The 26868-nt window shown below is 64.5% G+C and carries 24 protein-coding genes; 16 read left to right on the top strand and 8 right to left on the bottom strand.

Annotation, left to right across the window (positions count from 1 at the left end; all coding sequences use genetic code 11):
• The first annotated feature begins 142 nt into the window (after nt 1–142).
• Nucleotides 143–775: a transglycosylase domain-containing protein gene (locus AC6IY7_RS10700; protein ID WP_497778973.1), complete on the top strand. Its 633-nt coding sequence runs from the start codon at nt 143–145 to the stop codon at nt 773–775.
• 253 nt (nt 776–1028) lie between these two features.
• Nucleotides 1029–1685, top strand: coding sequence for a transglycosylase domain-containing protein (locus tag AC6IY7_RS10705; protein WP_497778974.1), 657 nt, complete (start codon nt 1029–1031; stop codon nt 1683–1685).
• 22 nt (nt 1686–1707) lie between these two features.
• Here the strand turns inward: AC6IY7_RS10705 and AC6IY7_RS10710 are convergent, their stop codons facing one another.
• Nucleotides 1708–2445 (bottom strand): SIMPL domain-containing protein, encoded by a 738-nt coding sequence (locus AC6IY7_RS10710; RefSeq protein WP_497778976.1) that lies wholly within the window; start codon nt 2443–2445, stop codon nt 1708–1710.
• Between the two features lie 65 nt (nt 2446–2510).
• Nucleotides 2511–3392: an S-methyl-5'-thioadenosine phosphorylase gene (locus AC6IY7_RS10715; protein WP_497778978.1), complete on the bottom strand. Its 882-nt coding sequence runs from the start codon at nt 3390–3392 to the stop codon at nt 2511–2513.
• 406 nt (nt 3393–3798) lie between these two features.
• Here AC6IY7_RS10715 and AC6IY7_RS10720 point away from each other — a divergent pair, with 406 nt between their 5' ends.
• The 5 genes from AC6IY7_RS10720 to AC6IY7_RS10740 all read left to right on the top strand — a co-directional run bounded on the left by AC6IY7_RS10720 (nt 3799) and on the right by AC6IY7_RS10740 (nt 8918).
• Entirely contained in the window at nt 3799–4362 is a 564-nt protein-coding gene (locus AC6IY7_RS10720) for a F0F1 ATP synthase subunit delta (protein WP_497778980.1), read from the top strand.
• A complete protein-coding gene (atpA, locus tag AC6IY7_RS10725; protein WP_497778981.1) occupies nt 4362–5891 on the top strand; it encodes a F0F1 ATP synthase subunit alpha in 1530 nt (509 codons plus the stop codon). The genes AC6IY7_RS10720 and atpA overlap by 1 nt, the downstream gene beginning before the upstream one ends.
• A gap of 150 nt (nt 5892–6041) precedes the next feature.
• Nucleotides 6042–6923 carry a F0F1 ATP synthase subunit gamma gene (locus AC6IY7_RS10730; protein ID WP_497778983.1) on the top strand — a complete coding sequence of 294 codons (882 nt, stop codon included), beginning with the start codon at nt 6042–6044 and terminating at the stop codon, nt 6921–6923.
• A gap of 28 nt (nt 6924–6951) precedes the next feature.
• Nucleotides 6952–8388, top strand: a complete 1437-nt coding sequence (gene atpD, locus AC6IY7_RS10735) for a F0F1 ATP synthase subunit beta (RefSeq protein ID WP_497778984.1) — start codon at nt 6952–6954, stop codon at nt 8386–8388.
• A gap of 131 nt (nt 8389–8519) precedes the next feature.
• Nucleotides 8520–8918 (top strand): F0F1 ATP synthase subunit epsilon, encoded by a 399-nt coding sequence (locus AC6IY7_RS10740; RefSeq protein ID WP_497778985.1) that lies wholly within the window; start codon nt 8520–8522, stop codon nt 8916–8918.
• Nucleotides 8919–9101: 183 nt separating this feature from the next.
• On the opposite strand, the gene AC6IY7_RS10745 is transcribed toward AC6IY7_RS10740, so the two are convergent.
• Together AC6IY7_RS10745 and AC6IY7_RS10750 are read right to left on the bottom strand one after the other, a co-directional pair.
• Nucleotides 9102–9815, bottom strand: coding sequence for a hypothetical protein (locus AC6IY7_RS10745; protein ID WP_497778986.1), 714 nt, complete (start codon nt 9813–9815; stop codon nt 9102–9104).
• 59 nt (nt 9816–9874) lie between these two features.
• Entirely contained in the window at nt 9875–10708 is an 834-nt protein-coding gene (locus tag AC6IY7_RS10750) for a P-loop NTPase family protein (protein WP_497778988.1), read from the bottom strand.
• A 350-nt stretch (nt 10709–11058) separates the two neighbouring features.
• Between AC6IY7_RS10750 and AC6IY7_RS10755 the strand changes: the two genes are divergently transcribed.
• The 8 genes from AC6IY7_RS10755 to AC6IY7_RS10790 all read left to right on the top strand — a co-directional run bounded on the left by AC6IY7_RS10755 (nt 11059) and on the right by AC6IY7_RS10790 (nt 18063).
• Nucleotides 11059–11376, top strand: coding sequence for a 2Fe-2S iron-sulfur cluster-binding protein (locus AC6IY7_RS10755; protein ID WP_497778990.1), 318 nt, complete (start codon nt 11059–11061; stop codon nt 11374–11376).
• Entirely contained in the window at nt 11373–11699 is a 327-nt protein-coding gene (locus tag AC6IY7_RS10760) for a DUF2849 domain-containing protein (RefSeq protein ID WP_497778991.1), read from the top strand. The genes AC6IY7_RS10755 and AC6IY7_RS10760 overlap by 4 nt, the downstream gene beginning before the upstream one ends.
• The gene (locus AC6IY7_RS10765) at nt 11696–13420 is read left to right on the top strand and encodes a nitrite/sulfite reductase (RefSeq protein ID WP_497778992.1); all 1725 of its coding nucleotides are present in this window, start codon (nt 11696–11698) and stop codon (nt 13418–13420) included. Before AC6IY7_RS10760 ends, AC6IY7_RS10765 begins: the two co-directional genes overlap by 4 nt.
• Nucleotides 13404–13904: a DUF934 domain-containing protein gene (locus AC6IY7_RS10770; RefSeq protein ID WP_497778993.1), complete on the top strand. Its 501-nt coding sequence runs from the start codon at nt 13404–13406 to the stop codon at nt 13902–13904. Before AC6IY7_RS10765 ends, AC6IY7_RS10770 begins: the two co-directional genes overlap by 17 nt.
• Complete coding sequence (locus tag AC6IY7_RS10775) at nt 13901–14650, top strand: phosphoadenylyl-sulfate reductase (RefSeq protein WP_497778994.1); 750 nt, start codon at nt 13901–13903, stop codon at nt 14648–14650. The genes AC6IY7_RS10770 and AC6IY7_RS10775 overlap by 4 nt, the downstream gene beginning before the upstream one ends.
• Nucleotides 14647–15564, top strand: coding sequence for a sulfate adenylyltransferase subunit CysD (cysD, locus tag AC6IY7_RS10780; RefSeq protein ID WP_497778995.1), 918 nt, complete (start codon nt 14647–14649; stop codon nt 15562–15564). Before AC6IY7_RS10775 ends, cysD begins: the two co-directional genes overlap by 4 nt.
• Nucleotides 15564–17189: a sulfate adenylyltransferase subunit CysN gene (gene cysN, locus AC6IY7_RS10785; RefSeq protein WP_497782825.1), complete on the top strand. Its 1626-nt coding sequence runs from the start codon at nt 15564–15566 to the stop codon at nt 17187–17189. Before cysD ends, cysN begins: the two co-directional genes overlap by 1 nt.
• Before the next feature lie 346 nt (nt 17190–17535).
• Entirely contained in the window at nt 17536–18063 is a 528-nt protein-coding gene (locus AC6IY7_RS10790; protein WP_497778996.1) for a hypothetical protein, read from the top strand.
• 66 nt (nt 18064–18129) lie between these two features.
• On the opposite strand, the gene polA is transcribed toward AC6IY7_RS10790, so the two are convergent.
• Both polA and AC6IY7_RS10800 read right to left on the bottom strand, forming a co-directional pair.
• Entirely contained in the window at nt 18130–21114 is a 2985-nt protein-coding gene (polA, locus tag AC6IY7_RS10795) for a DNA polymerase I (protein ID WP_497778997.1), read from the bottom strand.
• Between the two features lie 140 nt (nt 21115–21254).
• Nucleotides 21255–21884 carry a S24 family peptidase gene (locus AC6IY7_RS10800; protein WP_497778998.1) on the bottom strand — a complete coding sequence of 210 codons (630 nt, stop codon included), beginning with the start codon at nt 21882–21884 and terminating at the stop codon, nt 21255–21257.
• A 247-nt stretch (nt 21885–22131) separates the two neighbouring features.
• Between AC6IY7_RS10800 and AC6IY7_RS10805 the strand changes: the two genes are divergently transcribed.
• Nucleotides 22132–22533 (top strand): hypothetical protein, encoded by a 402-nt coding sequence (locus AC6IY7_RS10805; protein ID WP_497778999.1) that lies wholly within the window; start codon nt 22132–22134, stop codon nt 22531–22533.
• Nucleotides 22534–22606: 73 nt separating this feature from the next.
• Here AC6IY7_RS10805 and AC6IY7_RS10810 read toward each other — a convergent pair whose 3' ends face one another.
• Both AC6IY7_RS10810 and eno read right to left on the bottom strand, forming a co-directional pair.
• The gene (locus AC6IY7_RS10810; RefSeq protein WP_497782826.1) at nt 22607–25321 is read right to left on the bottom strand and encodes a valine--tRNA ligase; all 2715 of its coding nucleotides are present in this window, start codon (nt 25319–25321) and stop codon (nt 22607–22609) included.
• A 157-nt stretch (nt 25322–25478) separates the two neighbouring features.
• The gene (gene eno, locus AC6IY7_RS10815; RefSeq protein WP_497779001.1) at nt 25479–26762 is read right to left on the bottom strand and encodes a phosphopyruvate hydratase; all 1284 of its coding nucleotides are present in this window, start codon (nt 26760–26762) and stop codon (nt 25479–25481) included.
• Nucleotides 26763–26868: the final 106 nt, after the last annotated feature.

Genomic DNA, 26868 nt, shown 5'->3' on the forward strand with positions numbered 1-26868 from the left:
TTCATAGCTCATTCTCGGCCGAAAGGCATCTCGTCCGCCTGCCACCGCGAGGGCGCCCTTGCCACATTCCGGCCGCGGGATCGTCGAGACGCCTCCCCTTTTCACTGCAAAGATCATGATGTTCGAAAGAGGAGACATTTACATGGCTGATTCGAAACGAAGACTCTTTTCGATCCTGGTGGCGGCCGCGGTCGCGACGCTTCTCGGGCTCGCTGGTTATGAAGCCGTCTCCGTCGCGCTCGCCCGCGCCGCGACGCCGGAGATCTTCGCCCGCTACGAGGCGGCGACCGACAATGGCGCGAAACTGCCCGAAGGACTTTCGAGCGAGCGGATCGAGACGCTGCTCGCGGTGCAAGACCCGAGCTTCTGGACTCATGGCGGCGTCGATTGGAGCGCGCCGCTCGCCACCACGGTCACGCAATCCCTCGTCAAGCGGCTCTATTTCGAGCATTTCAAGCCGGGCTTCTCGAAGATTCGGCAGACGCTGATCGCGCAATTCGCGGTCGGGCCGCTGACCTCTAAGAATGCGCAGCTCGCCGCTTTCATCGATGTGAACGGCTTCGATTCCGCGGCGCAAAAATGGTTCGGCAAGCCGCTCGCCGAATTGGACGACGACGAGTTTCTCTCGCTCGTCGCGACCAACAATAGTCCAAAGGATTACGCGCCGGGCACGCCCGCCAACGCCGAGCGCGTGCGCCGCATCGAGAAATATCTCGCCGGGCTCTGCGACAGGCGGGGCTTCGCCGATGTGTGGCTAGAGAACTGCGGGGGCTGAGCTGCTCTCTCCCGGCGTCCCGTGGCTCTACTCGGGGCGCCGACCTTCCTGCGCCTCGATGAGTTCTTCGTAACGCTCGACGCGGACCGCTGCTTCACGGTGCATTCACGGTCGAAAGACGTTTGCTCCCCGTCGCCGCAATCGCAGTCGCCTCGGCCGCGAGATGGCCATGGGCTCGTCGCGTCGCCGCCCATTTTCCTCGCAAATCTCCCGATCGGCGAGACGCGGCGGGAGTATCGGCGGGAGTTGTCATATGTTGGATGCGCGAAGAAGGGCTCGATCGTTCGGGGCGGCGACGGCGGGGTCGGCCCTTGCCGCCTTCGCGGGGGCGGCACTCGCCGCCGTCATCGGTTATGAGGCGGTCTCGGTGGCGCTCGCCCGCGTCGCCACGCCGGCGTTGTTCGCACGCTATGAGGCGGAAACGGGCAATGGCGCCAAACTGCCCCCCGGATTTTCACGGGCGCGCATAGAGACGCTGCTCGCGGTGCAGGACCCGAGCTTCTGGACGCATGGCGGCGTCGATTGGAGCGCGCCGCTCGCCACCACTGTCGCGCAATCCGTGGTGAAAAAGCTCTATTTCGCCGATTTCAAGCCGGGCTTCGGAAAGATCCGCCAGACGCTCATCGCGCAATTCGCCGTCGGCCCGCTGACCTCGAAGAGCGCCCAGATCGCTGCTTTCATCGATGTGAACGGCTTCGACCCGGCGGCGCGCAAATGGTTCGGCAAACCGCTCGCGGAACTGGACGACGACGAGTTTCTCTCGCTCATCGCCGCCGGGAATGATCCGAAGGATTATGCGCCGGGCACGCCCGCCAACGCCGAGCGCGTGCGCCGCATCGAAAAATATCTCGCGGGTCTCTGCGAGCGGCGCGGCTCCGCCGATGTGTGGCTGGAGAATTGCGAGGATTGACGCGGCGTCGGACCCTCGCGCGCTATTTCGGCAGCAGCCGCCAAACGCCTTTCACGCTCGCCTCTATGCGTTCGTCGCCCGGATCGACGGGAATGGTGATCGCGCGCGGACCGGAATCGGGGCGCATGCTGGGAAGGTCGGCCGCTTCGCTCATTGCGAATTCTGGATTGAGGTCGATCGCCACCAGCTCGCCGAGTTTCATCGAAGCGCCTTCGGCGAGCAGCTCGGCGCGATGACGCGCATTGGCGATCGCGTTGCCGAGCAATATCTCCTCGCGCTCCGACCTGTCGGTGACGCGGAACCAGACGCCATTGAGCCGATTGGCGTGGGCGCCGAGAAGTCGGCCGATGATGTCGCCGACGTGATCGACGTCGGAGGTCGAGACGACGACATCCGTCGAGGCGCGAAATCCTGTCGCGCTCCGCTTGATGATTTGTCGATTCGTCGGGTCGCGCTCCTCGGAATAGAGGGGCGCCACTTGCACGTTTCTCGAACGGATATTTTTGCGCGCGACGCCAGCCGCTTCTATGTCCTGCATGAGCGCTGTGGACAGGCGCGCGAGCTCGGCCGTCGCTTCGGCGGCCGTCGGCTTATCGGCGAAGACGCCGAGCTGAATATCGGCGTGATCGGGCTTGACGTTCTGCGTCGCCGTTCCGTGGACCTCGGCGACGGGAAAATCCCAATGCGCGCGCTCCGCCGCATGGGCGGAGGTTACGACGAGCAGCGGCGCGCAAATGGCGAAGAGAGAAAAAATCCGCATGAAATGCTCCTTCTATCGGAGCCCATGCTCGCCAATTCGCCATTAACCGCGGCTGAACGACATCGTCACGCCGCCGCGCCGCTCACACGCGCGACGATGACGCCGAGCTTTTTCAACAATTCCGGGTCGCGCGCGTCGGGCGCCGTCAGAATCGCGTTGTCGAGCGCGCGGTCCGAGCCGATGGGGCAGGGCTCGTGCTCCTGCGGGAAATCGGCGAGCAGGCGCGCGAGCAGGCGGCTCGCCTTGTCGGCGTTGTCGCGCACCACCGCGATGACCGCGGCGACGTCGACATTGTCGTGCTCGGGATGCCAGCAGTCGAAATCCGTGACCATGGCGATGGTGGCGTAAGAGAGCTCCGCTTCCCGCGCCAGCTTGGCCTCCGGCATGGCGGTCATGCCGATGACGTCATAGCCCGCGGCCTTATAGGTCAGCGATTCCGCATAGGACGAGAATTGCGGGCCTTCCATGCAGACATAGGTTCCGCCGACGGAATGCTCGATCGTCTCGGCGCGCGCCGCGGCGGCGATGCGCTTGGCGAGCAGAGGCGCGACCGGATGCGCCAGCGAGACATGCGCGACGCAACCATTGCCGAAAAACGACGATTGCCGGCCGAAAGTGCGATCGACGAATTGATCCGGCAGCACGAAGAGACCAGGATAGAGTTCCGATTTGAACGAGCCGCACGCCGAGACGGAGACGAGATCGGTGACGCCCGCCTGTTTCAGCGCATGAATGTTGGCGCGATAGTTTATGCCCGAGGGCGAGAACACATGACCGCGCCCGTGACGCGGCAGGAACACCACTTGCGTCGCGCCGATGCGGCCGAAATGCAGTGCGTCGGAAGGATCGCCCCACGGCGTCGTGACGCGCTCCTCGCGAAGATCCTGCAAGCCGGGCAGATGATAGACGCCCGATCCTCCGATGATGCCGACCACCGCTCGCGTCATGAAATTCTCCGATTGTGGATTTCGCTCCGACTGTGGATTTCGATTTCGCAGTGCCATGGGCGCGCGAGGAGCGCAAGCGCCCGAGGCCCGCGCGCCGGCGCCAAAGAAAACGAGAAGCGCCAAAAAATTCAACCTTGTCAAAGGCCAAGGCGACGGTCCGCGCGCGATGACGGAGACGTGACGCTTTTTTGGGCGATCGTTGAAAACTGCCCTCGCCGCAGCCGTCCCAGGGTTGCGCCGCAAAATATGCTGTGTTAGGGGACGATCGCCTTGGAGCTGGGGCGTCGCCCTTGGCTCCTTCCCCCGACAATACACGTTGTTCGAGGCCATTGCGGATTTCGTCGCACGCATATTTGCGTTGCGCGCGAGGCGCCTCGAGTGACGGCGATCCGAGAGCGATACGCAAGTGGCTTCAGGCGGAGACGATCTATCCGGAGTAGCGGGGCGATATGCCTCCGCCCTTTATGATCTCGCGGTGGAGAAAGGCTCCACCGACGAGATCGCGACGGCGCTGCGCGGCTTCGCCGCGCTGATCGACGAGAGCAAGGATCTCGAGCGCCTCATCAAGAGCCCGGTGTATTCTGCGCAGACGCAGATCAAGGCTCTCTCTCCCATTCTCGACGCCGCCGGCGTCACGGGCGTCGCGGCCAATTTCGTGAAGCTCATCGCGACAAAACGTCGCCTCTTCCTTCTCCCCGCCGTCGTCGCCGCCTATGGCAAGCTGCATGACGCCGCCAAGGGCATCGTGCGCGCCGACGTCACCGTGGCCGCGCCGCTCGCCTCGCATCACGAGAGCGCGCTGCGCGCTGCGCTCTTCGGCGTCACCGGCGGCAAGACGATCGACCTCGAAGTGAAGGTCGATCCGGCGATCATCGGCGGTCTCGTCGTCAAAATCGGCTCGCGCATGCTCGACGCATCGCTGAAGACCAAGCTCAATTCCATTCGAACACGCATGAAAGAGGTCGGCTGATGGCTATCCGCGCCGCAGAGATTTCCGCGATCCTCAAGAACGAGATCGCCAATTTCGGCAATGAGGCCGAAGTCGCCGAGGTCGGTCAGGTCCTGTCCGTCGGCGACGGCATCGCCCGCGTCTATGGTCTGGACAATGTCCAAGCCGGCGAGACCGTCCTGTTCGAGAACGGCATCACCGGCATGGCGCTCAACCTTGAGAGCGACAATGTCGGCGTCGTCATCTTCGGCTCCGACCGCGAGATCAAAGAAGGCCAGACCGTCAAGCGCACCGGCGCGATCGTCGACGTTCCGGTCGGCAAGGGTCTGCTCGGCCGCGTCGTGGACGCGCTCGGCAATCCGATCGACGGCAAGGGCCCGATCAACGCCGAGACGCGCGCCCGCGTCGACGTGAAGGCGCCCGGCATCATTCCGCGCAAATCGGTGCATGAGCCGATGGCGACCGGCCTCAAGGCCATCGACGCGCTGATCCCGATCGGCCGCGGCCAGCGCGAGCTCATCATCGGCGACCGCCAGACCGGCAAGACCGCCGTCGCGCTCGACACGATCCTGAACCAGAAGTCGCTGAACGACGGCGACGACGACAAGGCCAAGCTCTACTGCGTCTATGTCGCGGTGGGCCAGAAGCGCTCGACCGTCGCGCAATTCGTGAAGGTGCTGGAGGAGCGCGGCGCGCTCGACTATTCGATCATCGTGGCGGCCACCGCTTCCGATCCGGCGCCGATGCAGTTCCTGGCGCCCTTCGCCGGCTGCGCCATGGGCGAGTATTTCCGCGACAACGGCCTGCACGCCGTGATCGTCTATGACGACCTTTCGAAGCAGGCCGTCGCCTATCGCCAGATGTCGCTGCTGCTGCGCCGTCCTCCGGGACGCGAGGCCTATCCGGGCGACGTGTTCTATCTGCATTCGCGTCTGCTCGAGCGCGCCGCCAAGCTCAATGACGAGCGCGGCTCCGGCTCGCTGACCGCTCTGCCGATCATCGAGACGCAGGCCAATGACGTGTCGGCCTATATTCCGACGAATGTCATCTCGATCACCGACGGCCAGATCTTCCTCGAGACCGATCTGTTCTATCAGGGCGTCCGCCCGGCGGTGAACGTCGGCCTCTCGGTGTCGCGCGTCGGCTCTTCGGCGCAGACCAAGGCGACGAAGAAGGTCGCCGGCAAGATCAAGGGCGAGCTCGCTCAGTATCGCGAGATGGCCGCCTTCGCTCAGTTCGGCTCCGACCTCGATGCGGTGACGCAGCGTCTTCTCAATCGCGGCGCGCGCCTGACCGAGCTGTTGAAGCAGCCGCAGTTCTCGCCGCTGAAGATGGAAGAGCAGACGGTGGTGATCTACGCCGGCGTCAACGGCTATCTCGATCCGCTGCCGGTCGCTCGCGTGCGCGCTTTCGAGGACGGTCTGCTGGCGCTGCTGCGCACCCAGCATGCGAACATCCTCGACACGATCCGCACGACGAAGGATCTGCCGGATGCGACGGCCGCCGAGCTGAAGGGCGTCCTCGACGCCTTCGCGAAATCCTTCGCCTGACGCGCGCAACCAAGGACCGGAAGCAATGGCCCGTCATTGCGAGCGAAGCGAAGCAATCCAGAGCCGCCCGGCGGCTCTGCGATCGCATCGCCGCTTCGCTTCTCGCAATGACGACGGGTCGGTTCTGGTCGCAATGAGACGGGTTTTCTCATGCCCTCGTTGAAGGATCTTCGAAACCGCATATCTTCCGTCAAGGCGACGCAGAAGATCACCAAGGCCATGCAGATGGTCGCGGCGGCCAAGCTGCGCCGCGCCCAGGCGGCGGCCGAGGCGGCGCGTCCCTATGCCGAGCGCATCGAGAAAGTGCTGGCCAATCTCGCCGGGGGCGTCTCCTCCGGCGCGCCGGTGCTGCTCTCCGGCAATGGCCGCGACGAGACGCATCTTCTCATCGTGGCGGCCGCCGAGCGCGGCCTCTGCGGCGCGTTCAACTCCTCGATCGTGCGTCTGGCCCGCGAGCATATCCAGCGGCTGCAGGGCCAGGGCAAGACGGTGAAGATTCTCTGTGTCGGCAAGAAGGGCTATGACCAGCTCCGCCGCAATTACGAGAAGAACATCATCGAGCTGGTCGAGCTGCGCGGCATACGCCAGCTCGGCTTCGAGCAGGGCGACGCGATCGGCCGCAAGGTCATCGATCTGTTCGAGACCGGCGAGTTCGACGTGGCGACGCTGTTCTTCTCGCGCTTTAAATCGGTGATTCAGCAGTTTCCGACAGCGCTGCAGCTCATCCCGGCGCAGATTTCCGCCAATGAGAACGACGCGGCGGCGAGCGGCCCGCAGGCGTCCTACGAATATGAGCCCGGCCAGGACGAGATTCTGGCGACGCTGCTGCCGCGCAACATATCGGTGCAGATTTTCCGCGCATTGCTCGAGAACGCCGCTTCCGAGCAGGGCGCGCGCATGAGCGCGATGGACAACGCCACGCGCAACGCCGGCGACATGATCAAAAAGCAGACGACGCTCTACAATCGTTCGCGCCAGGCGATCATCACCAAGGAACTCATCGAGATCATCTCGGGCGCCGAAGCGCTCTGACCAGAACAACAGCCGAGAGGACGAGACAATGGCTACCCCCACGCCCACGGGTCACATCACGCAGGTGATCGGCGCTGTCGTCGACGTGAAGTTCGACGATCATCTGCCGGAAATCCTGAATGCTCTGGAGACCACCAATCAGGGCAATCGCCTCGTTCTCGAAGTGGCGCAGCATCTCGGCGAGAACTCGGTTCGCACCATCGCCATGGACTCGACGGAAGGCCTCGTGCGCGGCACGCCGGTGGCCGACACGGGCGCCCCCATCTCGGTGCCGGTCGGCGACGAGATGCTCGGCCGCATCATCAATGTGATCGGCGAGCCGGTCGACGAGGCCGGCCCGATCGTCACCACCGCCCGGCGCGCCATTCACCAGCCGGCGCCTTCCTATGCCGAGCAGGCGACCGAGGCGCAGATCCTCGAGACGGGCATCAAGGTCGTCGACCTGCTCGCGCCTTACGCCAAGGGCGGCAAAGTCGGCCTGTTCGGCGGCGCGGGCGTCGGCAAGACCGTCATCATCATGGAGCTCATCAACAATATCGCCAAGGCGCATGGCGGCTATTCCGTCTTCGCCGGCGTCGGCGAGCGCACGCGCGAGGGCAATGACCTCTATCACGAGATGATCGAGGGCGGCGTCAACAAGAAGCCCGTCAACGGCTCCGCCGCCGGCTCCAAGGCCGCGCTGGTCTATGGCCAGATGAACGAGCCCCCGGGAGCCCGCGCCCGCGTCGCTCTCACCGGCCTCACCGTCGCCGAGGACTTCCGCGACAAGGGCCAGGACGTGCTGTTCTTCGTCGACAACATCTTCCGCTTCACTCAGGCGGGCTCGGAAGTGTCGGCTCTGCTCGGCCGCATTCCTTCGGCGGTGGGCTATCAGCCGACCCTCGCCACCGACATGGGCGCGCTGCAAGAGCGCATCACCACGACGACCAAGGGCTCGATCACCTCGGTGCAGGCCATTTACGTGCCGGCCGACGATCTGACCGACCCGGCGCCGGCCGCCTCCTTCGCCCATCTCGACGCGACGACGGTGCTGAACCGCTCCATCGCCGAAAAGGGCATTTATCCGGCGGTCGATCCGCTCGACTCCACCTCCCGCATGCTCTCCCCGGCGATCGTCGGCGAGGAGCATTACGACGTAGCCCGTAAGGTTCAGTCCACTCTGCAGCGCTATAAGTCGCTGCAGGACATCATCGCCATTCTCGGCATGGACGAGCTCTCGGAAGAGGACAAGCTGACCGTGGCGCGCGCCCGCAAGATCGAGCGCTTCCTGTCGCAGCCCTTCCACGTCGCCGAAGTGTTCACCGGCGCGCCGGGCAAGCTCGTCGCGCTCGCCGACACGATCAAGGGCTTCAAGGGCCTCGTCGAGGGCCAGTACGATCACCTCCCGGAGGCCGCCTTCTATATGGTCGGCACGATCGAGGAAGCGGTCGAGAAGGCCGCCAAGCTCGCCAAGGAAGCGGCTTGATCTTCTAATCGCCGAGCGGACATGCGTCGCTTGCGACGCATGTCCGCTCGGAGTTCTTATTTTTGGCGGGATGGTCATCGGAAAGCCGGTTCCCGCTATTCCGAAATCCTGCTCGAACGACGGAGCCCTTCATGGCCACGTTCCACTTCGAACTCGTCTCTCCCGAGAAGCTGCTGTTCTCGGGAGAGGTGGACGCCGTCGTCGCGCCCGGCGCCGAAGGCCTGTTCACGGTCCTCGAGAATCATGCGCCGGTGATGACGGTACTGAAGCCCGGCGTCGTCGAGATCGACGAGGCCGGCAATAAGGCGAAGCTCTTCGTGCGCGGCGGCTTTGCTGATGTGGGCGTCGGCGGCTTCACCATTCTGGCCGAATACGCCATTCCGGTCGCCGAGCTCGACGCCGCCAAGATCGACGCCGATATCAAGGATGCGAGCGAGGATGTCGCCGACGCCAAGAGCGACGAGGCGCGCCGCGTCGCGGCCGAAAAGCTCGGCCAGCTCCAGGAGCTGAAGGCCGCCCTCGGTCTCTGACGGCCGCCGGCGAGCGGAGACCGATCTCCGGACGCCGGGGCTTCTCTCCGGGCTCGTGTGAAAGAGCGAGCCTGAAGGCTCGCGGTCCAGAATTCGCCTTGGATCGCGAGCCTTCAGGCTCGCTCATGTTTTGAGGGCCTGACGTCGCACGTCTCGTCGGGACGAGGCGAGCCGCCCCTTCGGCTATTTCAGGAATTGCGCGCCGTCGAGTTCCTGCCGCAGCTCGAAGCTGCGAAACTGCGTGAAGATCGGCGCGATCCATGTCTTCAGCGCCGCTCGGATGACGATGGACATTTCCGGCGGCGGCGACACCAGCAGACGGCTCAGCGAAAGATCGGGAGCATCCAGAGCTTTCGCTACGGCGCCGTCCAGCGGGCCGATGACGAATTTACGCGTCGAAGGATAATGGCCGAGCGTCTCATGCGCATAGGCCCCGAGCGGCGCGGCGCCCTCGTTCTGAACCACGACCATGGAGAGGTCGCGCCAGGCGGCGGCGAGCGATTTCGCGCTGGCGAGGGAGGAGTCGGTCTGGTCGACGTGGAAGAGGAGGATCGGCTCGACGCCGCGCATATGCGCCTCCTCGACAAAGCCGATCTCCTTCACCGTCTTGAAGAAACGATCATAGGCCCGCTGCCAGACATCGACGATCTTGGGGATCCCGTCGTCGACCAGCAGCCGGTCGAACAAAGAGATCTGCCCGCGTATGTCGGCGGTGTCGATGACGCGCGTGCGATCCGGAAACCATTCGTGATAGCGCGGAGCGTGGGGATCGGTGTCAAAGCCTTCGACCTCGGTGAGGCGCGAGAGATAGAAGTCCGTCAGCAGCCGCGCGGTCGTCGAAACGCCCGAACGCGGATGCGGGGAACAGGCGACGAACACCAAAGTGCGTCGACTCATCTCTCACTCTCTCGGCGCCGACCGAGGCTCTCGCTTTTACCGCTCACCCGAGTTCGGCGCTATGCGCCCTCCCTGCCGGCGATCCGATCCAGCAGACGGATGCGATCGAATTCGTCGGCGATCCGGTTCTGCCAGGTGCGGACATAGCCGCGAAGGACGAAGGAATGGTCCGCAGGCTCTCCTTCCGCCGTTCGATTGGCGACGAAGGTGGAAAAGGGCGCGCCGGCGATCTCCACTTGTTCATAGGACAATTCATTGAGCTTGGGGATGGTGATCTCGCCCGCGGTCTCCACTTTCTCGAAATATTTGCGGTGCGTCACCGGGTCCCATTCGAAAAACGTGGTGTCGTTGACATGGTTCTTCACGAGGAAATAGTCCGCGTCCTCGACATAGGGCGCGACTTCTGCGATCTCGTCGAGCGAGGCGATGGACGATCCGAGCACATGGAACAGAATGAAGCCGACTTCTCCCTCCGCCACCGCATCGAGGAAGCCGGTGTCCTGCAGCGCCTGCAGGGCGGGCTCCAGCCCGCCGGCGCGAACGTCGACCACGCTGACCTTGATCTGAGCCGTTGCCAGAGTGTCGATGATCTTCATCTGGTCCGACGTCGAGGTGAGGTCGACGACGCTCGTCTGATCGGGATGAAAGCGATAGAGCGTGCCGCGCGGGGTCTCGGTGTCGAACGCCCGGGTCAGGACATTATTCGCGGCGAGATAGTCGAGCAGCACGCGCGAGATCGTGGTCTTGCCCACGCCGCCCTTGTCGGCGCCGACCAGAATGAGCGTCGGCCGGCTTCTCGGAGGCGCGAGCGGGGGCGCCTTCTCCCGCACGATCGGCGGCCGCTCCTCACGCGCCGAACTCTGCTTGGAATCTTTGGTCGGTCTTTGAGCCATGGCCTAGCACCTATATCGCTCGCGCCCGCGTTCGGGCGGCAGGAACAGAAATCCCTTACCATTTATGAGTTGCGCGCGCCGAGCCTTTTCTCGCGGCGGCCGGCGCGATCGAAACCTTTCCGGTTGATACCACGAAGCCCGTTTGTAGTTTTTCGAGGCCCGGCGCTGTCTTATAGTGAATTGACATTCCAGCGACCTCGAATAAGTAGGGCTCACATTGTCGAAGGACTGCGGTTCGCACGACGGTCTCCGCTCCATGCGGCGGCTGGCGGGGCCGCTTTGCCCGGCGCGGTTCTGCGCGGGGCCGACACCCGATGGAAGGGCGCGAATGCGCCTGCTCGGAGAAGAGGATGAGCGTGATCCGGGTCGAGGATGCAGACGGCGTCACCCATGAGCTCGAGCCTGTGGAAGGCTGGCGCTTGATGGAGATTTTGCGCGACTATGGAATGGGCATGGAAGGCACATGCGGCGGCGCGGTCGCCTGCGCGTCCTGCCATATCGTGCTCGATCCCGAATGGGCCGGCAAGGTCGCCCCGCCGCGCGACGACGAGATCGACAAGCTCGACGAATTGCCGTTCCTGCACGAGACCTCGCGGCTCTCCTGCCAGATCATCTGGTCGGACGAGCTCGACGGGTTGAAGCTCACTCTGGTCAAGGAGCCGACATGACCCGGCCGGCCAACCCGCAAATCCTCATCGCCAGCGATCTCGCCGAGGGCGACGTCGTCTTCCTGGGCGCGGAGGGCTGGGAGCGCGATCTCCTGCGCGCGAAAATTGCTTATGACGCCGCTGAAGCGGCGACGCTCGACGCGGTCGGCAAAGCCGATGTCGCCGCCAATCGCGTCGTCGACGCCTATCTCGTCGAGGTTTCGGTGGATGCGGCCGGCGCGCCGACGCCGCTGCATTTTCGCGAGAAGTTCCGCGCCACTGGCCCGAGCGTGCGGCGCGACCTCGGGAAACAGGCGTGGCTGCAAGGAGCGGAGGACCGATGACAGCGCATGATCCGGCCTTGCCGCCGCGCCCCAACGCCGCGCCGACGATCTACGCCTATGACGACCATGACCGCGCCTTCGTGCGCGAGCGCGTCGCCGAATTCCGCGGCCAGGTCGAGCGGCGCCTCGCCGGCGCGCTGACGGAGGACGAATTTCGCCCATTCCGCCTGATGAACGGGCTCTATCTGCAACTGCACGCCTATATGCTGCGCGTCGCCATTCCCTATGGCGCGCTGACCTCGCGGCAGATGCGGCAGCTCGCCTATATCGCCGACAAATGGGACAAGGGCTACGGCCATTTCACCACGCGGCAGAATCTCCAATATAATTGGCCCAAGCTCGTCGATGTCCCCGATATTCTCGAGGCGCTGGCCGATGTCGACATGCATGCGATCCAGACCTCGGGCAATTGCATCCGCAATATCACGGCGGATCATTTCGCCGGCGTCGCCGCCGATGAACTCGAGGACCCGCGGCCGACGGCGGAATTTCTGCGCCAATGGTCGAGCGCCCATGCGGAGTTCAGCTTTCTGCCGCGCAAGTTCAAGATCGCGGTGAGCGGGGCGGAGCATGACCGCGCCGCGATCAAGGTGCACGACATCGGCCTGCGCATTGTGAAGAATGCGAACGGCGAGATCGGCTATGAGGTGATCGTCGGCGGCGGGCTCGGCCGCACGCCCTTCGTCGGCAAAGTGCTGCGCGAGTTTTTGCCGCGCGCCGATCTGCTCGCATTTCTCGAGGCGGTGCTGCGCGTCTACAACCGCTTCGGCCGCCGCGACAATAAATACAAGGCGCGCATCAAGATTTTGGTGCATGAGACCGGGCTCGACGAGATCCGCTCGCAAGTGGAGGCGGAGTTCGCCGCCATGGATCGCGCGCCCTTCGCCTATGACGCGCAGGAGCTCGCCCGCGTCGTCGCCGCCTTCTCGCCGCCCGCCTATGAGGCTCTGCCCGCGCGATCGGAAGGCTTCGAGCAGGCCGCGGCGGAGAACGCGCAATTCGCCGCTTTCGCCGCGGTGAATGTCGCACCTCACAAAATTCCCGGCTACGCCATCGTCACGGTCTCGCTGAAGCCGATCGGCGGCATTCCGGGCGACGCCACCGCCGCGCAGATGCGCGCGCTCGCCGACGCCGCGGATAAATATGGTTTCGGCGAATTGCGCGTCAGCCATGAGCAGAACATCATTCTCCCGCATGTGAAGCAGGATGAGCTCTTCGCTCTCTGGCGCGATCTCGAGGCGGCGGGCCTTTCCACCGCCAACGCCGGGCTCATCAGCGACATCATCTCCTGCCCGGGCCTCGACTATTGCGCGCTGGCGACGGCGCGCTCCATTCCGATCGCGCAGGCGATCTCGGAGCGTTTCGCCGATCTCGAGCGTCAGCGTCTCATCGGCAAGCTCGGGATCAAGATTTCCGGCTGCATCAACGCCTGCGGCCATCACCATGTCGGCGCGATCGGCATTCTGGGCCTCGAGAAGAAGGGCGTCGAATCCTATCAGATCACGCTCGGCGGCGACCCGACGCTGTCGGCGTCGATCGGCGAATTGCTGGGCCCCGGCGTCTTAGCGGAAGAGGTGCCGGACGTGATCGAGAGCCTGGTGGAATTCTATCTCGCCGAGCGGCGCGACGGCGAAGCTTTCATCGACACTTGGCGGCGCTTGGGCCATAAGCGCTTCAAGGAATCGGCGCGCCGGGAGGGCGAGGATGGCTCTGGTATCTGACGGCGCTTTCATCGCGGACGAGTGGCGCCGCCTCGCCGATGAGGAGTCTCTGCCCGGCTCCGGCAAGGTGATCGTCTCGCTCGGGCGGCTTCCGGCGGCGCTCGACGATGCGCGGCTCGCCGCGGTCGGCATCTATGTCGCCAATACGACAGATCCGAAGACGCTGGCTCCCTTTTTCGAGCGTCTCGCGCTCATCGACATCGCCTTTCCGGCCTTCACCGACGGGCGCGGCTTCTCGCTGGGGCGGCTGCTGCGCCGCGAGGGTTTTTCCGGCGAATTGCGGGCGAGCGGAAAGCTGACGCCGGACCAATATTTGCACGCGATCGGCAGCGGCTTCGATTCGATCGAGATCCCCGACGAGCTCGCCGCGCGTCACGGCGAGGCCAATTGGGCGAAGGCGCGCCAGGCGCGCAGCCTCTCCTATCAGCGCGGCGTTCCAGGAGGCGCGTCCATTCTCGAACGCCGACGAAAGGGCGTCGCATGAAGCCGTGGATCGTCGAAACTCTCACCCCGCGCTTGGCGGCGCTCGATCTCGATCATCGTTTGAAGCTCGCCCGCGAGGTCGTTCCCGGGCGCATGGTCTTCACGACCAGCTTCGGCATAGAGGATCAGCTCGTCACCCATTCGATCTTCACGCAGGGCCTCGAGATCGATGTGGTGACCATCGACACCGGGCGTCTCTTCGAAGAGACGATCGCGCTGTGGGAGAAGACGGAGGCGCGCTATGCGCGCCGCATCCAGGCCGTCTATCCGCAGGCGCTGCCGCTCGCGGAATTCGTCGCCGAGCATGGCGTCAACGGCTTCTATCGCTCGGTCGAGAACCGCAAGGCCTGCTGCCATGTGCGCAAGGTGGAGCCGCTCTCGCGCGTGCTCGCCGGCGTCTCCGCCTGGGTGACGGGGCTGCGCGCCGATCAGTCGCAGGCGCGCGAGGGGGTGAACCTCATCGAGCTCGACATAGAGCGCAAGCTCGTCAAGCTCAATCCGCTCGCCGATTACACGCGCGAGGCCATCGCCGCCGCGACCGAGGAGTTCAGCGTTCCCGTGAACGAGCTGCACGCCAAGGGTTTCCTCTCCATCGGCTGCGCGCCCTGCACGCGCGCGCTCGAGCCCGGCGAGAGCGAGCGCGCCGGCCGCTGGTGGTGGGAAGAGGACGAGAAGAAAGAGTGCGGCCTGCATGTCGGGCCAAATGGACGTCTGACGCGCGGGCCGGCGCCGGAGAGCATGCGATGAATGCGCTGGCGGCCAAGCCGCTCGGCCATCTCGATAGGCTCGAGGCGGAGAGCATTCACATCCTGCGCGAGGTCGTCGCCGAATGCGAGCGGCCGGTGATGCTCTATTCGATCGGCAAGGATTCGGCGGTGATGCTGCATCTCGCCATGAAGGCCTTCTACCCGTCGAAGCCGCCGTTTCCGCTGCTGCATGTCGACACGACATGGAAGTTCAAGGAGATGATCGCCTTTCGCGATCGTCGTGCGGCGGAGACGGGCTTGGAGCTGCTCGTCCACACCAATCCGGAAGGGGTCGCGATGAACATCGATCCCACCGTGCATGGATCGCAGCTCCACACGCAGATCATGAAGACCGATGCGCTCAAACAAGCGCTCGACAAATGGAAATTCGACGCGGCCTTCGGCGGCGCGCGCCGCGACGAGGAGAAATCCCGCGCCAAGGAGCGCGTGCTCTCCTTCCGCAATGCGCAGCATCGCTGGGACCCCAAGGCGCAGCGCCCCGAATTCTGGCGGCTCTACAATGCGCGCAAAGGGCCGGGCGAGAGCCTGCGCGTATTCCCTCTGTCCAATTGGACCGAGGCGGATGTGTGGGACTATATCGCGCGCGAAGGGATAGACGTCGTGCCGCTCTATTTCGCCAAGGAGCGGCCGGTGATCGATCGCGGCGGCATGCTGATCATGGTCGACGACGATCGTTTGAAGCTGCAGCCCGGCGAGACGATCCAGCAGAGAAAAGTCCGTTTCCGCACACTCGGCTGCTATCCTCTGACCGGCGCGATCGAGAGTTCCGCGGCGACGCTGGAAGAGATCATCGCCGAGATGCGCGCGAGCCGCTCCTCCGAGCGGCAGGGCCGGCTCATCGACCATGACGGCTCCTCCTCCATGGAGCAGAAGAAGCAGGAGGGTTATTTTTGATGCACGGCGGCCTCGCCACGCCCGCGCCGCTGCGCGCCCCCGCCGGCCCGGCGCCCGCCGACAAGCCCTTGCTGCGCTTCATCACCTGCGGCTCGGTGGATGACGGCAAGTCGACGCTGATCGGCCGCCTGCTCTATGACGCCGATCTCGCCGCCGACGATCTGATCGAGGCGCTCGAGAAGGATTCGAAGAAGCACGGCACGCAGGGCGACGATCTCGATTTCGCGCTGCTCGTCGACGGTCTCGCGGCGGAGCGCGAGCAGGGCATCACCATCGATGTCGCCTATCGCTATTTCGCGACGGAAAAGCGCAAATTCATCGTCGCCGACACGCCCGGCCATGAGCAATACACGCGCAATATGGCGACGGGCGCCTCGACGGCGGAACTCGCCGTGCTGCTCGTCGATGCGCGCAAGGGCCTGCTCGATCAGACGCGCCGGCACAGCGTCATCGTCTCCATGCTCGGCGTGCGCCATGTCGTCGTCGCCGTCAACAAAATGGACCTCGTCTCCTATTCGCAGGAGATTTTCGACGCGATCGAGCGCGACTTCCGCGCCTTCGCCGAGCATTTGCGCTTCCTCACCATCGCGGTGATTCCGCTCGTCGCCAAGGACGGCGACAATCTCGTGCACGCCAGCAAGAAGATGGACTGGTATTCCGGTCCGCCGCTGCTCGCCTATCTCGAGAATGTCGCGCCGGACGACAACGCCCGCGTGCTGCCTTTCCGTTTCCCCGTGCAATGGGTGAACCGGCCTACCCATGATTTCCGCGGCTTCTCGGGCTTTATCGCCGGCGGCAATGTGAAGCCGGGCGATATCGTCCGCGTTCTGCCCGCCGGACGCGACACGACCATCGCGCGTATCGTCACTTTCGACGGCGATCTCGCTCATGCGGTCGCGGGTCAGTCGGTCACGCTGACGCTGACGGAAGAGATCGATATTTCGCGCGGCGACATGATCGTCTCGCCGGTGTCGCCGGCCAAGATCGGCGATCGACTGTCGGCCAAGCTCCTGTGGCTGGTGCGCGAGCCGCTCACCGTCGACAAGAGCTATTTGTTGAAGCTCGGCACGCGAACGACGCCGGCCTTCGTGAAGACGGTTTCCGCTCATATCGAGATCGAGAGCGGGCTCGCCGAGCCGCTGACCGATCCGGCCGTGACGCTCGCCTTCAACGAGATCGGCGAAGCGGAGCTATGGCTCGACACGGCGGTCGTCTGCGACCCTTATGACAAGAATCGTGAAACCGGCGGATTCATTCTCATCGATCGCGTGACCAATGAGACGGTCGCCGTCGGCATGGTGAAGCAATCGGCCTGGACCGAGCGCAGCGCGCGCAATGGCGTCGAGGCGAGCTACGCCTCGATGGAGGGCGTGCCACCGCCGGATTTGTTGCGCCAGACGCCGCTGCGAAGCCTGATCAAATCCTTGTCCTGGCGCGTGCCCGGCAGCCTCGTGACCTTCGGCGTCGCTTTCGCCTTCACGCAGGATTCGAAGATCGCGGCGGCGATCACCGGCGCAGAAATCGTTTCCAAGATCGCGCTCTATTATGTGCATGAGCAATTGTGGACGCGTTTCGGCATCGGCCTCGAGAAGAACGAGCGGCCGCATGACGACATCGGCTTGTGAATCGGGAAAAGCCGCGTCGTCGCTCTGCTTCGCGCAATGACCGAGAAACCGCGCGAAACCTGGCGTGATAAATGCTTGTCAGTGGTGGGAGCGCTGCGCGCCACGCGGATCGAAAGCCATGACGGCTGTCTAGACCGCGCCGGCTCTATACGCCTTTGACAGGAAGCTTTTCGCTCGCGATTCGAGCAACTTCCGTTCGCGCTATCCGTCTCGAACATCGACGAACCCGGCCCCATCGGGCGCGCACGCCCCCTCTCGAGACGCGTTCGAACGAAGCGAGCCTCCACCGATCTCGGCCGTCATTGTCTCGAATCTTTCGCGACTGGACGGACAACTGAAAGTCGACATGACCTCCATCGAATCCACAGCCTTCGGCCGTCTCGAGGCGGAAGGCCGCCTTCTGAAACCCTCGCACAAAGCGGCGACGCATCACGCCGGGCGTTTCGGCTTCCGTGGCGAGATCGCCCTCACGCTCGACCCGCCCGTCACTTTGGAGGCGGTCATCGCGGGGGCGGAGGATGGCGACACGGCATTGTCGTTCATCGCCGGGTCGCTCACGAGCTTCAAGCAGCTTCCCGCTCTCGTCGAGAGCCTCGGCGCGAATGTGAAGCCCGAAGGAAAATATTTCATCTATGTCAAGGATCTCGATCGCGCCTCGCGCTATCAGATCAGCTTCGGCGGCGTGCCGCTCTATGTGCTGCCGATCGACGACACATCGGTCTATAACGAGCTCATCGAGCTGTTCTATCTCGATAAGACCAAGATGAAGAAATATGATACGCCCGAAAAAATCGACACGATCATCGATGGCGGCGTGAAATACGACACGACTTACGAAGTCATCACCTTCGAGGAAGGCGTGAAACGGCTCTGATCGTCCTTCGCGACGCCGTCCGTCATTGCGAGGAGCGCAGAGACGCGTGCAATGACGGACGCCCGGTCAATGCGCCTCGTCCCAATTCTGCGCGGCGCGGGCTTCCACCTGTAGCGGCACGGAGAGCGTCACCGCCGGATGCGGGGCCTCCTCCATCACGCGCTTGACGAGGCGAATCGTCGCCTCGGTCTCCTCCAGCGGCGCCTCGAACACCAATTCGTCATGCACCTGCAGCAGCATGCGCGCGCTCAGCTTCTCATGCGCCAGCGCCGCATCCATGCGCGCCATAGCGCGGCGGATGATGTCGGCGGCCGCGCCCTGTATCGGCGCATTGATCGCCGCGCGCTCGAAGAAGGCGCGCTCTGACGCATTCGATGAGCCGATGCGCGGGAAATGGCATTTGCGGCCGAAGATGGTGGTGACGACGCCGGTCTCGCGCACAATCTTCTTGGTCGCGTCCATATAGCCGCGAATGCCGGGGAATCGCTCGAAATAGCGTTTGATATAGGCGGCCGCCTCCTCGCGCGGAATGCCGAGCTGATTGGCGAGGCCGAAGGCGGAAATGCCGTAGATGATGCCGAAATTGATCGCCTTGGCCCGGCGGCGCACATCCGAAGGCATGCCCTGCACCGGCACGCCGAACATTTCGCTCGCCGTCATCGCGTGAATGTCTATTCCCTCGGCGAAGGCCTGCCGCAATTGCGGAATGTCGGCGATATGCGCCAGCAGCCGCAATTCGATCTGCGAATAATCGGCCGAGATGAGCGCATTGCCGGGCTCGGCGACGAAGGCCTTGCGAATCTTGCGGCCGGCCTCGTTGCGTACGGGAATGTTCTGCAGATTGGGATCGGAGGAGGAGAGCCGTCCCGTTGTCGTCGCCGCCAGCGCATATGACGTGTGGACGCGATGCGTCTCCTTGTTCACGAAGCTCGGCAGCGCGTCTGTGTAAGTGGATTTCAGCTTGGAGAGCTGCCGCCAATCCAAAATGCGCGCGGCGAATGTGTTGCCGCTCTCGGCGAGCTCGTCGAGCACGCTGGCCGATGTCGACCAGGCGCCGGTCGCGGTCTTCTTCGCGCCGGGCAGGCCCATTCTGCCGAAGAGAATATCGCCCAATTGCTTGGGCGAGCCGAGATTGAACGTCTCGCCTGCGAGCTCGTAGATCTCGGCTTCAAGCCGCGCCATATCCTGCGCGAATTCGCCGGAGAGGCGCGAGAGAATATTGCGGTCTATGGCGACGCCGCGCTGCTCCATCGCCGCGAGCACGCCGACCATGGGCCGCTCCAGCGTCGCATAGGCGCTCGCCATATGTTCGGCGGCGAGGCGCGGCTTCAGCACGCGCCAGAGGCGCAGCGCCACATCCGAATCTTCCGCCGCATATTCTGTCGCCTTGTCCAAAGGCACGCGCGCGAAGCCGATAAATGTGCGGCCCGAGCCGGCCACCGCCGAGAAGGGAATGCACTCATGTCCGAGATGTTTCTTCGACAATTCGTCGAGGCCGTGATTGTTGCGGCCGGCGTCGAGCACATAGGAAAGCAGCATCGTGTCCTCGATCGGCGCGACATCTATGCCGTGGCGCGCCAGAACGAGGAGGTCGTATTTCATATTATGCGCGATCTTCAGCACGCCGCGCGCCTCGAACAGCGGCTTCAAGCGCGCGATCGCGTCTGCGAGCGGAATTTGCGCGGGCGGCGGCTCGCCGCCGAGCAGATCGGCGCCGTTCGGCGAGACATGCTGGAGCGGAATATAGCAGGCGCGTCCCAGCGCGGTCGCCAGCGAAGCGCCGACGAGATCGCAGGACATCGGATCGAGCGAGGTGGTCTCCGTATCCATGGCGACGACGCCGGCGGCGAAAGCTTCCGCGATCCAGGCGTCGAGACGCTCCAGCGTCGTCACCGTCTCATAGAGAGAGCGGTCGATCTTCGTCGCGACGCCTTGCTCGCGCCGCGCCTCGGCGAGCGCTTGCGGCGTGAAGCCGCCTGTCTCTCCCGCAGGCGCGGTGGGCGCGTTCGGCTCCGACGGCGCAGGCGCCGCCGCCTCTGCCTCGACGACCTCGCCATTGCGGCCACGCCAGCCCGCCGGTCCGACGAAGGCCGGGTCCGGCTCGATCTCACCCGCCTCGACGCCATAGATCTCCGCCGCGCGGCGCGTGAGCTGCGTGAACTCCATCGCCTGAAGGAAGGCGACCAGCGTCTTGCCGTCCGGCTGATGCAGGCCGAGATCGTCCAGCGGAATCTCGAGCGGCGCGTCGTCGACGAGCTTCACCAGTCTCTCCGACGTGCGGATCAGCGCGACGCTCGTAGGGTCGGTCAGCACTTCGCGGCGCTTGGGCTGCTTGATCTCGCCGGCGCGCGCGAGCAGCGTGTCGAGATCGCCATATTCATTGATGAGCTGCGCGGCGGTCTTCACGCCAATGCCCTTGGCGCCGGGCACATTGTCGGTTGAATCGCCGGCGAGCGCCTGCACATCGACGACTTTTTCCGGCGGCACGCCGAAATAATCGATGACTTCCGCAACGCCGATGCGCCGCTCCTCGCGCGCGCCGGAGGCCGGATCGTACATCGAAACTCTATCGTCGATGAGCTGCATGAGGTCTTTGTCGGCGGAGACGATCAGCACATCGGCGCCGCGCGCGCGCGCTTGGCGGGCGTATGTGGCGATGAGATCGTCCGCCTCATAGACGTCCTGCTCGATCGGCAAGAGGCCGAAGGCGCGCACGGCGGCGCGCATCAGGGGAAATTGCGGGACGAGATCGGCCGGCGGGTCCTGGCGATGCGCCTTATAGTCGGGATAGATTTCCTTGCGAAAGGAATTCTCCGATTTGTCCAAGATGATGGCGAGATGCGTCGGCGTGACGTCGGCCGCGCCCTCGCGAATGAATTGGAACAGCTTGGCGCAGAACAGCCGCACCGCGCCGGTCGGCAGCCGGTCGCTGCGATAATTATATTTCGCGTCCTGACGGATGGACTGGAAATAGGCGCGGAAGACGAAGGACGAGCCGTCGACGAGAAAGACGTGGCTGCCAGGACCGACGGGCTTATGTGTGAGAGTCATCGCGCACGCAGCATGTGACGCCGAGCCCTCTCGTCGAGAGGGCGAATGGAGCGTGGCAAGATAGTCCCGATCCCGCGCGATGGATACCCCCGGCGGATTGCGGGGACGCAAATGCGCGGCGCGCCCTTTTCGCGCGGGCGTCAGAGCAGCGTTTCGGTCCAGCGCACGCGGCCGTGCACGCACAGCCTGTCGGCGTCGGCGCGCTCCAATCGCTCCGGCTCGTAGCAGGCGCGATTGTCGGAGATGAGCGTGAGCGCGCCGTCGACATTGCGGCGAACGCGGCGGATCAGCGGCGCGTCGTCGAGCGCGACGAGATAGATCGCGTCGCCGATAATGTCGCGCTGCGAGCGGTCGATCAGCACGATCGCCCCGTCTTCTATCGTCGGGCGCATGGAGTCGCCCCGCGCGCGCAGAAATTCGAGCGCCTCGGCCTCTGTCGCGAGGCGCCGCAGCAAAGCGCGCGGAAAGGCGAGTCTCTCGCCGCTCGCCAGCTCGCCGCCGGCCTCCTCGCCGATTCGGCACAGCGGGATTTGCGCCATATCCGGGCCGAGGGGAATGGCCGGCGGCGCCGCGCCGGCCTCGAATATGGGAGCGCCGCGGTCGAGGACCAGCCAGTCGAGCGAGACCCCCGTCACCTCGGCGATGCGGCCGAGCTTCTCGGCCGAGGCCTCGCTATCTCCATTGAGATAGCGACTATAAGTAGAGGATGTGACCCCGGCGTCCCGCAAGACTTTGGCCGGGCCGCCCGCAAGATCGACCGCCTGGCCCAATCTGTGCGCGAGCCCGCCTCTATCGAATACGGGATATGTTTTCGTTTCCGGCACGCATTCTCTCATATATGCTTGACAGAGACGCGCGAATGCGGGATTTTCGGCGCAGAGCTTGTTTCCATTTACGGTTAACACGCGGGATGTAGCGTGTCACCGTGGGGCTTGTTGCGCCCATGTTGTGTAGTTGGCGCCCATGATTTGCAGTTGGAAAGACTTCGTCCGACGGGCCTCGGCGCGTGATGCGGAAGTGTTCAGACGATTGGATCGCCAGTTCGATGCGGCATCGGGCTTCCCGTCGATCGGCAATGACAATCGCGCGACCGAGAGGCCCGGAACGGCGTCGCGAAGAGGAGGGGAGCGCACTTTCGGCGAGCGGCAATTCGCGCTCGCTCTGTCTCTGGCGAGGACGCTTCTGGCGACGCGCGCGCAATTCGCGCTCGCTATGCGTGACCTCTCCCTCGCGCAATCGGGACGTGAGCGGCCGGACGCGCTTTTCCTGCACACAGTCGAGCAGAATGTGGATGACGCCCTCTACGCCATAGGGCGGGACGGGCCGGCGACGCTCGAGGAGATCGTCCTGAGCGCGATCGACGACATAGCGAACGAAGCCGCGATCGGAACCAACGGAGCGCCTTACTGCGCCGATTAAGCGTTTCCAGAGTTCTTCCGTGTTTCATTGAAACGCGGAAAGACTCTGGGATTTTGTTTTGACGCGTTGGCTATCAACCGAGGCGTTTCGCTGCCGCCGTCAGCTTCTCGATGCGGGCGCGCGCTTCCTCGAGGCGCTCGCGATTCTCCTCCACCACTTCTTCCGGCGCGCGCGCGACGAAATCGGCGTTGCCGAGCTTGGCCTCGATCTTTTTCGCCTCGCCTTCGAGCTTGGCGGTCTCCTTGGCGAGACGCGTCTTCTCCGCGGCGAAATCGATGACGCCCTCGAGCGGAATGGCGGCGAGAACGCCGCGCACGATGAGCTGCGCGCTGCTTCCCGGCGCGGCCTCGGCGAAGGAGATCGCCGAAAGACGCGCGAGCTTGCGCGCGGTCTCGTCCCAGCGCGTGACGCGCGCCTGAACCTCCGCGTCGGCGCCGACCAGAACCAGCGCGACCTCCGCGCCGGCGGGCAGATTCATCTCCGAGCGCACGGAGCGCACTTCCGAGACGAGATCGACGATCCAGCCGATCTCCGCTTCCGCGGCGGCGTCCTCGAGCCCGGCGAGATCTGGCCATTGCGCCAGCGCCAGCGGCGTCTCGCGCGCCGGGCCCTCGAATCCTTTGACGCCCCACAGCTCCTCGGTGATGAAGGGCATGAAGGGATGCAGCAGCGCATAGACCTGATCGAGCAGGAAAGCCGTGGTGGCGCGCGTCTCGTCCTTCGCCGCGCCATCCTCGCCTTGCAGCAGGGGCTTGGCGAGCTCCAGATACCAATCGCAGAACTCGTTCCAGACGAAGCGATAGGCCGCGCCGGCCGCGTCGTTGAAGCGATAGGCCTCGATCGCCGTGGCGATCTCGGCGGAAGCGCGCGCCGCCTCGCTGACGATCCAGCGATTGAGCGTGATCTCATTCTTCTTCGGATCGAAACCGGAAACGCGCGCGCAGCCGTTGATCTCGGCGAAGCGCGAGGCGTTCCACAGCTTGGTCGCGAAATTGCGGTAGCCGACGACGCGCTGCGTCGACAGCTTGATGTCGCGCCCCTGCGCCGCCATGGCGGCGAGGGTGAAGCGCAGCGCATCGGCGCCATATTCGTTGATGAGATGCAGCGGGTCGATGACGTTGCCCTTCGACTTCGACATTTTCGCGCCCTTCTCGTCGCGGACGAGGGCGTGAATGTAGACGTCGTGGAAGGGGACCTCCTTTTTGAAATAGAGGCCCATCATCATCATGCGGGCGACCCAGAAAAAGATGATGTCGAAGCCCGTCACCAGCACATTGGTGGGATAAAAGCGCGAAAGCTCCTTCGTCTCATCCGGCCAGCCGAGCGTCGAGAAGGGCCAGAGCGCGGAAGAGAACCAAGTGTCGAGCACATCCTCGTCGCGCGTCAGCGCCACATCGCGTCCGTGCTTCGCGCGTGCGGCGGCGAAAGCGGCTTCTTCGCTGTCCTCGACGAAGACATTGCCGTCCTCGTCATACCAGGCGGGAATGCGATGGCCCCACCAGAGCTGGCGCGACACGCACCAGGGCTGGATGTTCTCGAGCCAATCGAAATAGGTCTTCTCCCAATTTTTCGGCACGAAATTCGTGCGGCCGGAGCGCACCGCCTCCAGCGCCGGCCCGGCGAGCGTCTTGGCGTCCACATACCATTGGTCGGTGAGGCGCGGCTCCAGCACCGCGCCGGAGCGGTCGCCATGCGGCACCATATGCTTATGGTCCGACACTTCGGCGAGCAGCTCGTGCTCCTCCATCATGGCGACGACGCGCGCGCGCGCCTTCTCTCGGCTGAGGCCGTGCAACTGCTCGACCGTCAGGTCGAGCTCGGGCGAGGGCGCGACATGGTCGAAGAAATCGTGATTGTCCTTCAGCGTCACGGCGCCTTCGGCGTCGAGCACATTGATGAGACGCAGCTGATGCCGGCGGCCGACCTCGAAATCGTTGAAGTCATGCGCGGGCGTGATCTTCACCGCGCCCGTGCCCTTCTCGGGGTCCGAATATTCATCGGCGACGATGGGGATCAGACGGCCGACCAGAGGCAGGCGCACATTCTTGCCGACCAATTTCGTGTAGCGCTCATCCTCGGGATGCACGGCCACCGCCGTGTCGCCGAGCATGGTCTCGGGGCGCGTCGTCGCCACGGTGATGAACTCGCCGGTCGGCTGGCCGTCGTGATAGACCACCGGATATTTGAAGTGCCACAAATGGCCCTTTACCTCGATCTGCTGCACCTCGAGATCGGAGATGGCGGTCAGCAGCTTCGGGTCCCAATTGACGAGGCGCTTGTCCTTATAGAGGAGCCCGTCGCGATAGAGCTGCACGAAGACTTTCACCACCGCACGGGAAAGTCCCTCGTCCAGCGTGAAGCGCTCGCGCGACCAGTCGCAGGAGGCGCCGAGCCGTTTCAATTGCTCGACAATGACGCCGCCCGATTCCGCCTTCCAGGCCCAGACTTCCTCCAAGAACTTCGCGCGGCCCAATTCGCGGCGATGCTGCTGGCGCTCCATGAGCTTGCGCTCGACAACCATCTGCGTCGCAATGCCCGCATGGTCGGTGCCCGGTTGCCACAGCACATCGTCGCCGCGCATGCGGTGGTAGCGCGCCAGAATGTCCTGCAGCGTATTGTTGAGCGCATGGCCCATATGCAGCGAGCCGGTGACATTGGGCGGCGGTATGACGATGGAAAAGGGTTTCGCGTCGGCGCGCTCCGGCCGGCCGGCGCGAAAGGCGCCCGCCTCTTCCCAGAGCTCGCGCATCCGCGCTTCGATGGTCGAGGGGTCGAAGGTCTTTTCCATGGGCATGGGGGAAAGCCGAATATCCGTATCGAAGGCCCCCTCTCCAACCCTCCCCCGCTTTGCGGGAGAGGGAGCAGATTCGGGCCTTCATCCAAAGTTCGCGCAACGTCGCCGATTCCCTCTCCCGCGTGAGCGGGGGAGGGTGAGGGAGGGGGCTTTACACCAGCGCCTTCAGCGCGCTGCGGCCGGCGTAGATCGCCGCCGGGCCCAGCTCCTCCTCGATGCGGATGAGCTGATTATATTTCGCCACTCTGTCCGAGCGCGCCAGCGAGCCGGTCTTGATCTGGCCGCTATTGGTCGCCACAGCGATGTCGGCGATGATCGAATCCTCGGTCTCGCCGGAGCGATGCGAGATCACCGTCGTATAGGCGGCGCGATGCGCCATCTCGACGGCGGCCAGCGTCTCGGTCAGCGTGCCGATCTGATTGACCTTCACCAGCAGCGAATTGGCGACGTCTTCATCGATGCCGCGCGCCAGGCGCTCGACATTGGTGACGAAGACATCGTCGCCGACGAGCTGGATCTTGTCGCCGAGCGTGTCGGTCAGCAGGCGCCAGCCCTCCCAATCGTCCTCGGCCATGCCGTCCTCTATGGTGACGATCGGATAGGCCTCGACGAGCTTGGCGAGATAGGCGACCTGCTCCTCCACGCTGCGCGTCGTCTTCTCGCCCTCATAGACATATTTGCCGTTCTTGAAGAACTCGGTCGAGGCGACGTCTGCGCCGAGATAGATGTCCTCGCCCGGCACGAAGCCGGCCGTCACGATCGCCTCGACGATGATGTCGAGCGCCGCCTCGGCCGAGGGGAGGTTGGGGGCGAAGCCCCCTTCGTCGCCCACGGAGGTGGAGAGTCCGGCCTTCTTCAGCGCGGCCTTCAGCGTGTGGAAGACTTCCGCGCCCCAGCGGATCGCCTCGCGCACCGTCGGCGCGCCGACCGGCAGGATCATGAATTCCTGGAAGTCGATCGGATTGTCGGCGTGGACGCCGCCATTGATGATGTTCATCATCGGCACCGGCAGCACGCGCGCCTGCACCCCGCCGATATAGCGGTAGAGCGGCAGCGAGGAGGCGTCGGCGGCCGCCTTGGCGACGGCGAGAGAGACGCCGAGAATGGCGTTGGCGCCGAGCCGCGACTTGTTCGGCGTGTCGTCGAGCTCGATCAGCGCCTCGTCGACCGCCACTTGATCCTCGGCCTCGAATCCGGTGAGCTCGGCCGCTATGTCCTCATTGACGCTCTGCACGGCGTCCAGCACGCCCTTGCCGAGATAGCGGGTCATGTCGCCGTCGCGCTTCTCCGCCGCCTCATGCGCGCCGGTCGAGGCGCCGGAGGGCACGGCGGCGCGGCCGAAGGAGCCGTCCTCCAGCGTGACCTCGACCTCGACCGTGGGATTGCCGCGCGAATCGAGTATCTCGCGAGCGTGAATATCGATGATTTCGGTCATGTCGGGGCCTCTCTGGCGTCTGGCTGCGCAGTTGCGCGCGTTGTAGACCGAACCGCGCCGAGGCGAAAGCCTCCAAAGACGGCGGAAGGCCGCTTCCCTGCGGCGT

It is taken from the genome of Methylosinus sp. is20ea, assembly GCF_059718135.1.

Bases quoted from the DNA above. Each gene is read 5' to 3' on its own strand.
- polA (WP_497778997.1), bottom strand. From the start codon at position 21,114: ATGACTCTCACACATAAGCCCGTCGGTCCTGGCAGCCACGTCTTTCTC.
- AC6IY7_RS10715 (WP_497778978.1), bottom strand. From the start codon at position 3,392: ATGACGCGAGCGGTGGTCGGCATCATCGGAGGATCGGGCGTCTATCAT.
- AC6IY7_RS10790 (WP_497778996.1), top strand. From the start codon at position 17,536: ATGACCTCCATCGAATCCACAGCCTTCGGCCGTCTCGAGGCGGAAGGC.
- AC6IY7_RS10740 (WP_497778985.1), top strand. From the start codon at position 8,520: ATGGCCACGTTCCACTTCGAACTCGTCTCTCCCGAGAAGCTGCTGTTC.
- AC6IY7_RS10810 (WP_497782826.1), bottom strand. From the start codon at position 25,321: ATGGAAAAGACCTTCGACCCCTCGACCATCGAAGCGCGGATGCGCGAG.
- AC6IY7_RS10700 (WP_497778973.1), top strand. From the start codon at position 143: ATGGCTGATTCGAAACGAAGACTCTTTTCGATCCTGGTGGCGGCCGCG.
- atpA (WP_497778981.1), top strand. From the start codon at position 4,362: ATGGCTATCCGCGCCGCAGAGATTTCCGCGATCCTCAAGAACGAGATC.
- cysD (WP_497778995.1), top strand. From the start codon at position 14,647: ATGAATGCGCTGGCGGCCAAGCCGCTCGGCCATCTCGATAGGCTCGAG.
- AC6IY7_RS10770 (WP_497778993.1), top strand. From the start codon at position 13,404: ATGGCTCTGGTATCTGACGGCGCTTTCATCGCGGACGAGTGGCGCCGC.
- AC6IY7_RS10765 (WP_497778992.1), top strand. From the start codon at position 11,696: ATGACAGCGCATGATCCGGCCTTGCCGCCGCGCCCCAACGCCGCGCCG.
- AC6IY7_RS10730 (WP_497778983.1), top strand. From the start codon at position 6,042: ATGCCCTCGTTGAAGGATCTTCGAAACCGCATATCTTCCGTCAAGGCG.
- AC6IY7_RS10710 (WP_497778976.1), bottom strand. From the start codon at position 2,445: ATGCGGATTTTTTCTCTCTTCGCCATTTGCGCGCCGCTGCTCGTCGTA.
- eno (WP_497779001.1), bottom strand. From the start codon at position 26,762: ATGACCGAAATCATCGATATTCACGCTCGCGAGATACTCGATTCGCGC.
- AC6IY7_RS10775 (WP_497778994.1), top strand. From the start codon at position 13,901: ATGAAGCCGTGGATCGTCGAAACTCTCACCCCGCGCTTGGCGGCGCTC.
- cysN (WP_497782825.1), top strand. From the start codon at position 15,564: ATGCACGGCGGCCTCGCCACGCCCGCGCCGCTGCGCGCCCCCGCCGGC.
- AC6IY7_RS10750 (WP_497778988.1), bottom strand. From the start codon at position 10,708: ATGGCTCAAAGACCGACCAAAGATTCCAAGCAGAGTTCGGCGCGTGAG.
- AC6IY7_RS10745 (WP_497778986.1), bottom strand. From the start codon at position 9,815: ATGAGTCGACGCACTTTGGTGTTCGTCGCCTGTTCCCCGCATCCGCGT.
- AC6IY7_RS10760 (WP_497778991.1), top strand. From the start codon at position 11,373: ATGACCCGGCCGGCCAACCCGCAAATCCTCATCGCCAGCGATCTCGCC.
- atpD (WP_497778984.1), top strand. From the start codon at position 6,952: ATGGCTACCCCCACGCCCACGGGTCACATCACGCAGGTGATCGGCGCT.
- AC6IY7_RS10755 (WP_497778990.1), top strand. From the start codon at position 11,059: ATGAGCGTGATCCGGGTCGAGGATGCAGACGGCGTCACCCATGAGCTC.
- AC6IY7_RS10705 (WP_497778974.1), top strand. From the start codon at position 1,029: ATGTTGGATGCGCGAAGAAGGGCTCGATCGTTCGGGGCGGCGACGGCG.